The following is a 14,798-nucleotide window of genomic DNA, read 5'->3' on the forward strand; positions in this document are numbered from 1 at the left end:
GATTGGCCGGGATCGACGCCAGACGCGGGCCCGCCCGTGCACCGACGAAAGGGTTCCACCGTGGGGGAACAGCAGCGAAGCAACTTCGGCCGTGGCCGTGCGTGGAAGGTCGCGGCCATGGCCGTGGTCGGCACGGTCATCGCCATGGGATCGACGACGACCGCTGCGGTCGCCGCCCCCACCGACGTCTCCGACGGCCTCGGCCGGTTCCTCGGCGGGCAGGCGGCCGGGATCAACCTGGACACCCTCGCCGCCGTCAACGGTGCCCGAGCGGAGAACCCCAGCGGGGTGCACCCGGTCGCTGCGAACCCGCTCTCGGTAGACGTCCTCAACACCCTCGGCGTCGACCTCGGTGACTCCCTCCAGCTCTTCGGCACGAACGGCGTGATCGAACTCGGCGCGGTCGCCCAGTACGGCGCAGCTGCCGACAACGGCGACGCGCTCGCCGGGTCCGGCGCCGTCACCGACCAGGGCGGTGTGTCCATCGGCGGACCCGACGCCCCGCCGGCCGACGCGGACCTCGACCTCACCGGCCTGCTCGGCCGGGTCGGAACCCCGACCGGCGGTGTCCTCAGCGACCTCTCGCTCAGCCTCGGCGCCCTCGCCTCCACGATCTCGCAGACGGACGGCGCCACGGCCGTTCCCGACTACCAGATCGCGGGTGCGACGCTCACGTTCCAGAGCCCCCTCGTGCAGAACGTCGGGACACAGGTGACCGGCCTCCTCCCACCGCTGCAGACCACGCTCAACGGGCTCACCTCGGCGCTCAACACGGCGCTGAACGCGAACCTCATCGGCGTCCTCCGTGTTGCTGCGACGGCCACGGTCACGCCGCCGAACCTCGCGACCGTCGTCAACGGAATCCTCACCACCCAGGCGTCGCAGTCCGCGGCGACCGGTGTCTCCGTCAACCTGCTCACCGGTGCGGTGACCGTCGACCTCGCGACCCTCCTCGCGAACGACCCGAACCTGCCGGACCTCAACGACCTGCCGCCGAACACCTCCCTGCTGTCCGGCCCGATCGGCGCCGCGATCGCCTCGGCGATCACCTCGGCGATTACCGCGCAGGTCACGGCCGTGTCAGCGGGCGTCCAGGCAGCCGTCGACGGCACACGCATCCAGGTCACCGGCAACGTCACGACGAACGTCGTCGTCACCCAGGTCCCGGTCATCTCCCTGTCGCTCGACTCGACCCTCGGCGCCGTCCAGAACGGCACCGCCGCCTTCACCTCGGCGGGGCTCCTCCCGAACGTGCTGAACCCGATCCTCGCGACCCTCGGACTCACCCTCGACGGCGTGGTCAACCTCGTCCTCAACCTCGTGAAGAACACGGTCGCCACGGCCTACACCGGTGTCGGAACGCTCAACACCGCCCTGACCGGCATCACCGGCGGTCTCGCCGCGAACGTCGTCGGACCGATCCTGAACATCGTGCGACTCGTCGCCGACGTCACCGCGAACGTGCAGCCGGCGACCGGCGACCTCGGTGCGGGGTCGGCGACCGTCCGCGCCGTGCAGATCTCCCTCGTCCCGGCGATCTCGCTCGCGACGGTCAACCTCGCGTCATCCTCGGTGCGCGGCACGCTCGTCGTCTACGACACGGCCATCACCGCCACACCGGCGACCGTCAACCCCGGCCAGTCCACCGTGATCGACGGCACCGGCTTCGCGGCGAACGAGCAGGTCACGATCACCGCGCCCGGCCTCGACCCGGTCGTCACGACGTCGGACGCCGCCGGTGTGATCAGCCAGAGCGTCGCGATCCCCGCCGGCTTCACTCCGGCGACGCTGACGTTCACCGCCACCGGTGCGACCTCCGACACCCCGGCCACCACCGACCTCGTCGTCGCCCCCTTCGTGACCGCCATCACCGCCGACCCGGCGACGATCGCCCCCGGCGGCAGCACCACGATCACCGGATCCGGCTTCCTGCCCGGCGAGTCGGTGTCGATCACCGTCCCAGGTGTCACCGACCCGGTCGTCACCACCGCGACGGGCACCGGCACCATCTCCGCCAGTCTCACACTCCCGGCGGACTTCCCGCTCGGCCCCGTGGCGGTCACGGCGACCGGCGCCTCGTCGGCCAGCCCGGCGACCACGACGGTCACCGTCGAGGCGACCCAGTACGTCACCGCGATCACCGCCGACCCGGCCAGTGTCGTCGCCGGTGGGACCACGACGATCACCGGGACCGGCTTCGCCTCGGGCGAGACCGTCTCCGTCTCGATCCCCGGCGTCGACCCGGTCACCACCACGGCCACCGGAACCGGCACGATCTCGGTCGAGCTCGACGTCCCCGCCGACTACGCCGCAGGCCAGGTCGTCGTGACCGCGCTCGGCGAGACGTCCGACACCCCGGCCACCACCAACCTCGCCGTGGTCTACGAGACGTCGATCGTCGCCGTCCCGGCCACGGTCGCCGGCGGCACGACCACGATCATCAACGGTGCAGGCTTCGCGCCCGGCGAGGACGTCGTCGTGACGTTCCCCGGACTCGAGCCGATCACCGTCACCGCCACCGCACTCGGCGCCATCGGCACCCCCATCGCCGTCCCGCAGGACTTCGCGGTCGGCGACGTCACGGTCACCGCCCTCGGCGCCGTGTCCGCCACCGAAGCGACCACCGTCGTCACCGTCACTGCGACGGTCTACGACACCGCCATCACGCTCGACCCGACGTCACTCATCCCTGGGAACACCACGACGGTGACCGGCACCGGCTTCCTGCCCGGTGAGACGGTCACCGTCGGCTACCCGGGCGGCACCCCGGTGACCGTCGATGCGGACGGCGACGGCGGCTTCACCGTCGACCTGCCCGTCCCCGACGGCACGCCCGCCGCGACCGTCGTCGTCACCGCCACCGGTGAGACGTCGGCCACCCCGGCGACCGCCGACCTCGAGGTGCTGCCGTACGACACGGCCATCACGGCCGACCCGGCCTCGCTCCTCCCCGGCAACTCGACCACCATCACGGGCACCGGCTTCGCCGCGAACGAGTCGGTCTCCGTCTCCTACCCGGACGGCACGCCCGTCGTCGTGACGGCTGACGGCGACGGCGGCTTCACGGCCGTCCTGCCGATCCCGTCGGGTTCGCCTGCCGGCCAGCTCACGGTCACCGCCACCGGCGCGGTCTCCGCGACGCCGGCCGAGACGGACATCACCGTCGAGGCCTACGACACCGACATCGCGCTCGACCCGGCGACCATCGCCCCCGGTGGCAGCACGCTCGTCACCGGTTCCGGCTTCGTCCCGCTCGAGTCCGTCGAGGTCACCATCCCCGGCCTCGACACGCCCGTGACGACCACGGCGAGCGGCGACGGTGAGATCACGGTCAGTGTCACCCTGCCGGCGGACTTCCCGCTGGGCGACGTCACGGTCACCGCCACCGGCGCCGTCTCGGCCACCCCGGCCACGGCGACGCTCACCGTCGAGGCGACCACCTACGTCACGGCCATCACGGTCGACCCGACGACCGTCGTCGCGGGGGAGAGCACGCTCGTCACCGGTACCGGCTTCGAGCCCGATGAGACCGTCACGGTCTCCATCCCCGGTGCGCCCGCGGTCACCACACAGGCATCGGCGACCGGAACCATCTCCGTCTCGCTGCCGGTCCCGGCGGACTACGCGGAGGGCACGGTCGTCGTGACCGCCCTCGGTGAGGTCTCCGAGACCCCGGCCACCACCAACCTCGCGGTCGACGTCGTCTACACCCCGACGATCACCGCCGACCCGGCCACGGTCCCCGGCGGCACCAGCACCGAGATCTCGGGCGCCGGCTTCGCGCCGAGCGAGAGCGTCACGGTCACCTTCCCCGGCCTCGACCCGATCACGGTCACGTCGAACGCAGCCGGTGAGATCACGACCACCGTCGACGTCCCGCAGAACTTCGCGGTCGGTCCGGTCACGGTCACCGCCCTCGGCGTCGTCTCCGCAGCCGAGGCGACCACCACGGTCACGGTCGAGGCCACGGTCTACGACACGGCGATCACCGCCGACCCCGACACGCTCCTCCCCGGCGGCAGCACCACCGTGACCGGAACGGGCTTCCTGCCCGGCGAGTCCGTCTCCGTCTCCATCCCCGGCGGCACACCCGTCGTGGTGGAGGCCGGCCCGGACGGCGACATCACCGCCATCCTGCCGATCCTGCCCGGCACCCCCGCCGGCCCCGTCGTCGTGACGGCCGTCGGAGCCGTGTCGAACACCCCCGCCACTGCGACGATCACCGTCGAGGCGTTCGACACGACGCTCACCGCGACGCCGTCCACGCTGAACCCCGGTGAATCGACGATTCTGTCCGGCACCGGCTACGTCGCGAACGAGTCGGTGACCATCTCGGCGCCCGGCTTCGACGACGTCGTGACCACGGCGAACGGGCTCGGTGAGATCAGCCAGGTGGTCGCCTTCCCGGCGGACTTCGTCCCCACGACCGTGACGTTCACGGCCACGGGTGCCCTGTCGCTCACGCCGGCACAGACCTCGGTCCTCGTCGAAGCGGTCGTGTACGACACGGCGATCACGGTGGACCCGACGACGGTCAACCCGGGTGGAACCACCACCGTCACGGGCTCCGGCTTCGCACCGAACGAGACCGTCACCATCACGATCCCGGGCGGCGGCCCCGTCACCGTGACGACGAACGGCGACGGCGACTTCACGCAGCCCGTGACGATCCCGGCCGGAACGCCTGCTGGGCCACTGACGATCACCGCGACCGGTGACACGTCGAACACGCCCGCCGATGCCGACGTGACCGTGGTGCCCTACGAGACCGCGATCACCGCCGACCCGGACACGCTGCTCCCCGGCACCTCGACGACGATCACCGGTACCGGGTTCGCACCGAACGAGTCCGTCTCGGTCTCCATCCCCGGTGGCACACCGGTCGTGGTGACGGCGAACGGCGACGGCGGCTTCACCGCCGCCCTGCCGATCCCGTCGGGCACGGAGGCCGGACCGCTCGTCGTGACCGCGACCGGCGCCGTCTCCGCGACGGATGCGACCGCGACGGTCACCGTCGAGGCCTATGAGACCTCGATCACCCTCGACCCGACGACGGTCGCCCCTGGCGGCAGCACCACGGTCACCGGCGACGGCTTCGCGTCGAACGAGTCCGTGAGCGTCACCGTCCCGGGCATCGCGACGCCGATCCCCACCACGGCCGACGGCAACGGTGAGATCTCCGTGAGCGTCGACCTCGCGGCGGACTTCCCGCTCGGACCCGTGACCGTCACCGCCACCGGTGCCGTCTCGGCGACCCCCGCCACGGCGACGCTCACCGTCGAGGCCACGACCTACGTCACGGCCATCGCCGCCGACCCGGCCACCGTCGTCGCGGGTGCCAGCACCCTCGTCACCGGCACCGGCTTCGCACCGAACGAGAGCGTCACGGTCTCGATCCCCGGTGCCGACCCGGTGACCACCACGGCGACGGCGACCGGCGCCATCTCGGTGTCGCTGCCCGTGCCGGCCGGCTACGCCGAGGGCACGGTCGTGGTGACCGCGCTCGGGACGACGTCCGACACGCCTGCGACGACGAACCTCACGGTCGACGTGGTCTACACACCGACGATCACCGCCGACCCGGCGACGGTCCCCGGCGGCACCTCGACGGAGATCTCGGGGAGCGGCTTCGCTCCGAGTGAGAGCGTCACGGTCACCTTCCCCGGCCTCGCGCCGGTGACGGTCACCTCGAACGCCGACGGTGAGATCACCACGACGTTCGCCGTCCCGCAGGGCTTCGCGGTCGGTCCGGTCACGGTCACGGCACTCGGCGTCGTCTCGGCGACCGAGGCGACCACCACCGTCACGGTCGAGGCCACGGTCTACGACACGGCGATCACCCTCACGCCGGACACGGTGAACCCGGGCCAGACCACCACGGTCACGGGTACCGGCTTCCAGCCGAACGAATCGATCAGCGTCTCGATCCCCGGCGGCGACCCCGTCGTGGTGACGGCGGACGGCGACGGCGGCTTCACCGCGACCCTGCCGGTGCCGGCCGGAACGCCCGCCGGGCCGGTCACGGTGACCGCGGTCGGTGAGAGCTCGGCGACGCCTGCCGACGCGGAGCTCACGGTCGAGGCCTACGAGACGGCGATCACCGCCGACCCGAGCACGGTCACCGCGGGCGGAGCGACGCTCGTCACAGGTACCGGCTTCGCCGCGAACGAGTCCGTCACGGTCTCGGTCCCGGGCGGCACCGCTGTCCCGGCGACGACGAACGGCGCCGGTGAGTTCTCGGTCGGGATCACCGTTCCGGCGAATGCGCCGGTCGGCCCGCTGGTCGTCACGGCGGAGGGAGCGGTGTCGCAGGCTCCGGCCACCGCGACCGTCACGGTCACCGCCATCGTGTTCTCGCCCGTCATCACCGCTTCCCCGGACGCACTGATCGCCGGTGACACGACGGTCATCACCGGATCCGGCTTCGCAGCCAACGAGACGGTCACGGTGTCGATCCCGGGCGCTCCGGTCGTCACGCAGGTGACGAACGCCGGCGGCGGCTTCACGGCGACCCTGCCGGTCCCCGACGGCTACGCGCTCGGCGACGTCACGGTGACGGCACTCGGTGCTGCATCGAACGAGCCGGCGACGACGATCATCGAGATCCTCGCGTACGACACGGCCATCACGGTCGACCCGTCGTCGGTCCTGCCGGGTGAGTCGGTCACGGTCGACGGGACAGGCTTCGCCGGTGGGGAGACCGTCACGGTGTCCATCCCGGGCGCACCGTCCGTCACCGTGGTGACGAACCCTGACGGTTCCTTCACCGTGGACCTGCCGATCCCGGACGACTACACGCCCGGACCGGTCACGGTGACCGCCGAGGGTGACGTCTCCGAGACCCCGGCCGAGGCCGACGTCACCATCGAGGACGGAGCGGTCGACGTCGACACCGACGCCGCTGCGGTCGACGTGGACGCCGCTGCTGACGTCGACGCCGCGGCCGACGTGGACGCTGCTGCGGACACTGACGCTGCTGCCGACACCGATGCTGCAACGGATGCGGATGCGGCTACTGACGCGGATGCTGCTGCGGACGTGGACGCTGCTGCGGACGTGGACGCTGCTGCGGATGTGGATGCCGCGGCCGACACGGATGCCGCTGCGGACACTGACGCTGCCGCCGATGTGGATGCTGCTGCGGACACGGACACGGACACGGATGCGGATGCAGATGCGGATGCTGCTGCGGACACTGACGCTGCTGCGGATGTGGATGCTGCTGCGGACACCGATGCCGCAGCTGATGTCGATGCTGCTGCCGACACGGATGCTGCGGCCGATGTGGATGCTGCGGCTGACACTGATGCTGCTTCCGATGTGGATGCTGATGCCGCGGCTGACGTTGATGCTGCGGCCGACGTGGACGCTGCTGCGGACGTGGACGCTGATGCGGACACTGACGCCGCAGCCGATGTGGACGCTGATGCGGACACTGACGTTGCTGCCGACACGGATGCTGCTGCGGACACTGACGCTGCTGCGGACGTGGATGCTGCTGCCGACACGGACGCTGCTGCGGACGTGGACGCTGATGCGGACACTGACGTTGCTGCTGACACGGATGCTGCTGCGGACGTGGATGCTGCTGCGGACACTGATGCCGCAGCTGATGTCGATGCTGCTGCTGACACCGATGCCGCAGCTGATGTCGATGCTGCTGCGGACACTGATGCTGCAGCCGACGTGGATGCTGCTGCCGACACTGACGCGGACACTGCCGCCGACACCGACACCGCGGCGGACACCGATGCAGCGTCCGACGGAGTGGATGTCGACCTGAACGCGGATGTCGACACCGACACCGCGGCAGACGCGGACACGGCGACCGACGCGGACACCGCAGCTGACGCCGATGGTGACACCGACGCCGGCGACGACCGCCTGGCTACGGTCAAGTACTCGACGATCGTCCGCAACACGGGCGTGATCCAGGAGGTCTACGCCACCGGCTTCGAGCCCGGCGAGACCGTCTCGGCCACCGTCTTCTCGACGCCGTTCGCCCTGACGCCCGTCGTCGCAGACGCCTCCGGCAACGCCACCCTCACCTTCCCGGTCGACTCGTCGATCGAGCTGGGTGCCCACCGGGTGGAGCTCTCCGGATCCGTGACCGGCGACCTGCCGCTCGACCGCGAGGCGACCGCCTTCACGGTCACCGCGGTGGCCGCCGCCGCACCGGGGTCACGCCCCGGTCTGCCGAGCACCGGCTTCGACGGCCTGTGGCTCGGGGGACTCGGCGCCACGATGCTCCTCCTCGGAGGTGCCTTCGTGGCCACGCGACGGGCGCGTCTGGAGTGACGCGCCGAGTGGGCCGCGCCGTATTCGGGTCGGCGCGGCCCACTCCTTCCCCGCGGACGGCGCCACCGAACGGGTGCCCCCGCGGTTCATCACCACCCAGCACCAAGGAGGAACCGTGACTCCGATCACACGCACATCCGTGGGGGAGCGTTCTGACGCCCTTCGACAAGCTCAGGGACCGGGAGGAGCTCAGGGACCGGGAAGGGCTCAGGCGCCGGGAGGGGCTCAGGGACCGGACAGAGCCGAAGGACCGGACGGCGCCGAGGGGCTCGAGGCCGGGCAACCGGTCCCTGAGCCTGTCGAAGGGCAGGCTTCTGCGGGGGCCCTTCGACAAGCTCAGGGACCGACGGGCGCTCAGGGACCGACGGGCGCTCAGGGACCGACGGGCGCTCAGGGATCAAGGGGCACTGAGGGACCGGCGCCGGTGGTCCCACCGAAGCGGGCCGCACGTATCGCCGCGGCGGTCTCGATCGCCCTCATCGGCGTCTACGTCGCCGGCACACTCGTCATCGTCTCGCCGACCACGCCCGTCCGCGGAGCCGTCGTCGCCGCGGCCGGCCCGTACTTCACGCAGAAGTGGAACGTCTTCGCGCCGAGCATCATGAAGACGAACATCACCTTCTCCGTGCAGGCCCAGTGGCGCGACGCCGACGGCACGCTCGTGAAGTCCGACTGGGTCAACGTCACGAAGCTCGAGCAGCAGGCGGTCCCCGGTCACGCCGAGCCGTCGCGGATCCAGAAGTCCTCGTGGAACGCGATGCTCGCCTACAACACCCGGTACCTCGCGCTCGACGCCAAGCAGCGAGAGATCGTCCGAGACACCTTCATCCAGCGCGCCGACGGTGGCGGGTACCGCGCGCAGTCGGCCGAGTCGCTCATCGCCGACCTCGACGCCGTCAGTAAGTCACCAGGCTCAGGGCAGGGCGACATCGTCCGGTTCCTCCGCTACGACTACATGCTCAAGGAGTACGCGACCGCGTTCTCGACGGCGTACTTCGACCAGGACGTCGAGCGCGTCCGATGGCGGATCGACCGCACCCGCCCGAACGACTTCGACAACCGTTTCTCCGAGGAGCAGCAGTTCGACGACACCGCCGTCACCTTCGGCTGGCGGCACGTCGACGACGTCATCGACCCGGAGACCCTCGCCGTCTACCGGGACGTCATCGCCCGCTACGGGGGTGCACGATGAACGCCGTCCGTGCCGGGTTCGACCGGTTCGCCGGCTGGGTCACGGGTGCCAAGCACGCCGGCTACAGCCTCTCCGCCCTGCGGATCCTCTACGGTGTCGCGATCGTCAGCTTCCTCTTCACGAGTCTCGCCGACCGCCACTACCTCTGGGGCGTCGCGTCGAAGTGGGTCGACCCGGAGGCGGACCGTCGCGCCTGGTTCCCGCTGTTCGAGCTCGTCTTCACGAAGGACAGCGCCTTCGTCTTCGACCTCGCCTACGGGGTGCTCATCGTGCTCGGCCTGCTGTTCCTCATCGGCTGGCAGACCCGGTTCGTCACACCCGTCCTCCTCGTGTTCTGGGTGGGGCTCGCGACCAACAGCACGGTCCTGACCAACGGCGGCGACACGATCATCCGCATCACGCTGCTGTTCCTGGTGTTCGCGGACCTGTCGCGTCATTGGTCCGTCGACGCGTGGCTCACCAAGCGGCGGGGTCGAGCGCCGCGGCCGATCCTGCGCGGTCGGTTCGCGATCCCGTCGTGGCTCGCGAACGCCGCCAACAACACGGCGGTCCTGCTCTGCGCGTACCAGATCATGCTCGTCTACGTGAACTCCGGCATCTACAAGCTCCTGGGTCCCGAGTGGCGTGAGGGCACGGCGTTCTACTACTCGCTCGTCCTCGACGTGTTCCGCCCGTTCTCGGTGCTGAGCGACCTCGCCTGGCAGCTCGGACCGTTCGTCTGGGTGGCCACCTTCCTGTCCGTGTGGGTTCAGTTGCTGTTCCCGGTGCTCATCCTGTGGCGGCCGACGCGGATCCTCGCGCTCGGCTTCACGATCCTGATGCACCTCGGCATCGGCCTCTTCCTCGGACTGTGGCCGTTCTCGCTCGCGATGATCGCACTCGACCTGATGTTCGTCCGCGACCGCAGTTGGGTCGCCGTCGGCCGGTGGGCGGCGCACGCCGGGGGAGTGCTGCGCCAGCTGCTGCCCGAGCGCCAAGCGACGGAGAGACCTGTCACGACGTCGGCCGGTTCGCCGTCGTGACACCAGCCGTCTCGCACGTTCGGGTGCGAGACGAACCGGCGGTCGGCGCCACGGTTGCGCCGACCGCCACCTCCCTGCCGGTCCCGTCCCTCGCGCCCTGAGGTCCCCTTCCGTTCGCCCATCTTTGGGCGAACGAACGCTCCCTCGCCCAAAAATGGGCGAATGAACGCGACTGGATCTGTGTTTCTCTGTGTTTGTGTGATACTTTCTTCGCACTGCAAGCCTGCAACACCGGAAACGAAGGTCAAGGACGACGCATGTACGCGACGGAGCGGCACGAGCACATCACCAGCCGGGTGAAGACGAGCGGACGGGTCTCCGTCGCCGACGTCTCCCGCGAGCTGGGCGTCACCGCCGAGACGATCCGCCGCGACCTCGACCAGCTCGAAACCTCCGGCGTCCTGCGCCGCGTCCACGGCGGCGCCGTCTCCGCAGCGCGTGCCTCCGTCGCCGAGGCCAGCCTCGCCGATCGCCAGGGCCAGCGGAGCGACGCGAAGGCCACGATCGCCCGTGCTGCCCTCCGACTGATCCCGGAGACGTTCAGCGGCTCGATCGTCATCGACGCCGGGACGACCACGGCCCACCTCGCCGACCTCCTCGTCACCTGGCGCCCGGCCACCGCCGGCCAGACGCTCACGGTCATCACCAACTCCGTCCCGATCGCCGCGACGCTCCACCACTGCGACCACGTCGAACTCCACCTCCTCGGTGGCCGCGTCCGTGGCATCACGAGCGCAGCGGTCGGCAGCACGACCGTCGACGAGCTCGGCCGGTTCCGCCCCGACATCGCCTTCGTCGGCGCCAACGGGGTCAGCGCCGACTTCGGTCTCAGCACGCCCGATGAACTCGAGGGTGCCGTGAAGTCGGCCATCGTCCGCGGTTCGCGCCGGGCCGTCGTCCTCGCCGACGCCGCCAAGCTCGGTGAGGAAGCACTCATCCGCTTCGCCGCCCTCGACGAGATCGACACCGTCATCACCGACGAGGTCGTTCCGACGACCCTGGGGGACGCCCTCGAGGCTGCGGGTGTCGAGGTGGTCGTCGCATGATCATCACCCTGACCGCCAACCCCTCGCTCGACCACACGGTGGAGCTCCCCGGCATCGTCGAGCGCGGTGAGGTCCTCCGCGCCCTCGCCAGCCGTGAGCAGCCGGGCGGCAAGGGCGTCAACGTCTCGCGGGCCATCGCCGCCGCCGAGTTGGCGACCATCGCCGTCCTGCCCGGTGAATCGACCGACCCCATGATCGAGTCGCTGCGCGCGCAGGGGATCGACGTCCTCGCCGTCCCGACCGGGCAGCCCGTGCGCCGCAACATCACGCTCACCGAGCCCGACGGCACCACCACGAAGATCAACGAGCCGGGCCCGCTCCTCACCGAGGACGACGCGGCGCGCCTCGTCGACGCGACCGCACGTGCCGCCGCGAGTGCCGAGTGGCTCGTCATCGCCGGTTCGCTGCCACCCGGGCTGCCGGCCGACTTCTACGCACGGATCGTCCGGGCCGCTCGCGCCCTCACCGACGGCACCCGCCCGCTCGTCGCCGTCGACAGCTCGGGGGAGCCGCTCGCCGCCCTCCTCGCCGCCTTCGCCGCCACCGGGGAGCGCGTCGACCTCATCAAACCGAACGGCGCCGAACTCGCCGAACTCACCGGCACCGCGTCCGGCGACGAGATCGAGGCGGACCCGGCGCTCGCCGCGTCCGTCGCCGCCACGCTCATCGGCGCCGCGGACCGACCCGGCCCGGTCGCCGCCGTCCTCGTCACGCTCGGCTCCCGAGGAGCCGTCCTCGTGGAGGGTGACACCGCCTGGTCGGCCCGGGCCCCGAAGATCGTCGCGCGCAGCACCGTCGGCGCGGGGGACTCCTCCCTCGCCGGCTACCTGATCGCCCGAACCGCAGGTCTCGCCCCTGCAGCACGCCTCGCGCAGGCCGTCGCCCACGGAGCCGCTGCCGCGGCCCTCCCCGGCAGCGATGTACCGGCGCTCAGCGGGACGGACGCCGCCGCGATCGACGTCGTCCAGCTCCCGCAGCGGATCCCATCCGTCCCCTGACCGTCCCCGGTCCCTGACCGCCACCCCGGTCCCTGACCGCCCACCCCCCCCCGGTCCCTGAGCTTGTCGAAGGGCCACCCCGACCACCCGAAGCACCAGCATCCGTTTCGAAGGAGAACCCAGATGTCCACCCCACTCATCACCCCAGGGCTCGTCGCCCTCGACGCCGACCTCGGCACCGATCGCGCGGGTGTCATCCGCGCGCTCGCCGAGCTCGTCGTCCGTGCCGGCCGTGCCACCGACACCGAGGCCCTCTTCGCCGACGCCTGGGCGCGGGAGAGCAAGACCGACACCGGCATCCCCGGCGGCATCGCGATCCCGCACTGCCGTTCGACCGCTGTCACCGAGCCGACGCTCGCGATGGCCCGGGTCTCGCCGCTCGTCGACTTCGGCTCCGACGACGGCCCGGCCGACCTCCTCTTCTTCATCGCGGCTCCGGACGGCGCCGACCAGGCGCACCTCGCCCTGCTGTCGAAGCTCGCCCGTTCGCTCATCAAGCCCGAGTTCGTGACCTCGCTGCGTGAGGCGCCCGACGCCGCCGCGGTGGTCGCCCTCGTCGACGGCGCACTCAGCGACGCGCCCAAGCAGGCAGCGGCTCCTGCGGCCGAGCGCGCCGCGACGGCTCCCGTCGAGGCCGGCGACCAGACCGCACGGCCCGTGCTCATCGCGGTCACCTCGTGTGCGACGGGTATCGCCCACACCTACATGGCGGCCGACTCGCTCGCCGCCACCGCCAAGCGCCTCGGTGTCGAGCTGCACGTCGAGACGCAGGGCGCCTCCGGTGCGACCCCGCTGCCCGCCGACGTCGTCGCGAAGGCGCAGGCGGTCATCTTCGCCGTCGACGTGGACGTCCGCGACGTCACGCGCTTCGCCGGGAAGCCCGTCATCAAGGCTCCCGTGAAGCGCGGCATCGACGCCCCGGAACAGCTCATCAACGACGCGGTCGCCGCGATCTCGAACCCGAACGCCCCGCGGGTCGCCGCCGCCGCCGGTGACGCCTCCGCGTCGACGTCGGACAAGAAGGACGCCAACGTCGGTCAGTCGATCAAGCGCTGGCTGCTCACCGGTGTCAGCTACATGATCCCGTTCGTCGCCGGTGGCGGTCTGCTCATCGCCCTCGGCTTCCTCCTCGGGGGCTACGACATCACCGAGAACGCCGGCAAGATCATCGTCGAGAACAGCCTCGCGAACCTGCCGGCCGGCGGCCTCGGCGCCTACCTCGGCGCGGTCGCGTTCTCCATCGGCGCCGCCTCGATGGGCTTCCTCGTCCCCGCCCTCGCGGGCTTCATCGCCTTCGCCATCGCCGACCGACCGGGCATCGCACCCGGGTTCGTCGCCGGTGCCGTCGCGCTGCTCATGAGCGCCGGCTTCCTCGGCGGGCTCGTCGGTGGTCTGCTCGCCGGTGGTGTCGCCTACGGCCTCGGTCGCCTGAACGTGCCGCGGTGGTTGCGGGGGCTGATGCCCGTCGTGATCATCCCGCTGGTCGGTTCGATCGTCGCGTCCGGTCTCATGATCCTCGTCCTCGGCGGCCCGATCGCCGCGCTCATGAACGGCCTCAACGGCTGGCTCTCCGGCCTCACCGGTGTCTCCGCGATCCTGCTCGGCGTGATCCTCGGCACGATGATGGCCTTCGACCTCGGCGGCCCCGTCAACAAGGTCGCGTACTCGTTCGCCGTCGCCGGTCTCGGTGCTGGCACGCTCGCCAACCAGGCACCGTGGCAGATCATGGCCGCCGTCATGGCCGCCGGCATGGTGCCCCCGCTCGCGATGGCGCTCGCCTCGACCGTCCTCAGCCGTCGTTCGTTCACCGCGGTCGAGCGGGAGAACGGCAAGGCCGCCTGGCTGCTCGGTGCCGCGTTCATCAGCGAGGGTGCGATCCCGTTCGCCGCGGCCGACCTGTTCCGCGTCATCCCGGCGTCGATCCTCGGTGGTGCCGCCACCGGCGCGCTCATCATGGCGACCGGTGTCACCTCGCAGGCACCGCACGGTGGCATCTTCGTGTTCTTCGCCATCGGCAACATCGGGATGTTCGTCCTGTCGGTCGCGATCGGCACCGTCATCACCGCGGTCGCCGTCGTCCTGCTCAAGCGGTTCGCCCGTCGTCGCCCGGTGGAGGGTGCCGACACGGCAGCCCACGCGGCCGCCACCGTGCCCGCGACCGTCTGATCCGTACCCGTCCGATCCACAGCCTGACCTGATCCACTGGTCCGGCCGGCACCAACCGAACCGCAGAAGGAGCATC

Annotated in this window: 6 protein-coding genes; all 6 read left to right on the forward strand. The window is 71.0% G+C overall.

The features are described from left to right. Nucleotides 1–60: 60 nt before the first annotated feature. The 6 genes from HOW07_RS13485 to HOW07_RS13510 all read left to right on the forward strand — a co-directional run bounded on the left by HOW07_RS13485 (nt 61) and on the right by HOW07_RS13510 (nt 14,722). Nucleotides 61–8,298 carry a hypothetical protein gene (locus HOW07_RS13485; protein ID WP_175117449.1) on the forward strand — a complete coding sequence of 2,746 codons (8,238 nt, stop codon included), beginning with the start codon at nt 61–63 and terminating at the stop codon, nt 8,296–8,298. Between the two features lie 424 nt (nt 8,299–8,722). Further along, nucleotides 8,723–9,490 (forward strand): DUF5819 family protein, encoded by a 768-nt coding sequence (locus HOW07_RS13490; RefSeq protein ID WP_175117450.1) that lies wholly within the window; start codon nt 8,723–8,725, stop codon nt 9,488–9,490. Further along, nucleotides 9,487–10,512, forward strand: a complete 1,026-nt coding sequence (locus HOW07_RS13495) for an HTTM domain-containing protein (RefSeq protein WP_175117451.1) — start codon at nt 9,487–9,489, stop codon at nt 10,510–10,512. Before HOW07_RS13490 ends, HOW07_RS13495 begins: the two co-directional genes overlap by 4 nt. Before the next feature lie 257 nt (nt 10,513–10,769). After that, the gene (locus HOW07_RS13500; RefSeq protein WP_175117452.1) at nt 10,770–11,558 is read left to right on the forward strand and encodes a DeoR/GlpR family DNA-binding transcription regulator; all 789 of its coding nucleotides are present in this window, start codon (nt 10,770–10,772) and stop codon (nt 11,556–11,558) included. After that, nucleotides 11,555–12,556 (forward strand): 1-phosphofructokinase family hexose kinase, encoded by a 1,002-nt coding sequence (locus HOW07_RS13505; RefSeq protein WP_175117453.1) that lies wholly within the window; start codon nt 11,555–11,557, stop codon nt 12,554–12,556. Before HOW07_RS13500 ends, HOW07_RS13505 begins: the two co-directional genes overlap by 4 nt. Nucleotides 12,557–12,679: 123 nt before the next feature. Further along, entirely contained in the window at nt 12,680–14,722 is a 2,043-nt protein-coding gene (locus HOW07_RS13510; RefSeq protein ID WP_175117454.1) for a fructose-specific PTS transporter subunit EIIC, read from the forward strand. The last annotated feature ends 76 nt before the right edge of the window (nt 14,723–14,798 follow it).

It is taken from the genome of Plantibacter sp. MCCC 1A11337, assembly GCF_013349365.1.
Classification (GTDB): Bacteria; Actinomycetota; Actinomycetes; order Actinomycetales; family Microbacteriaceae; genus Plantibacter; species Plantibacter flavus_A.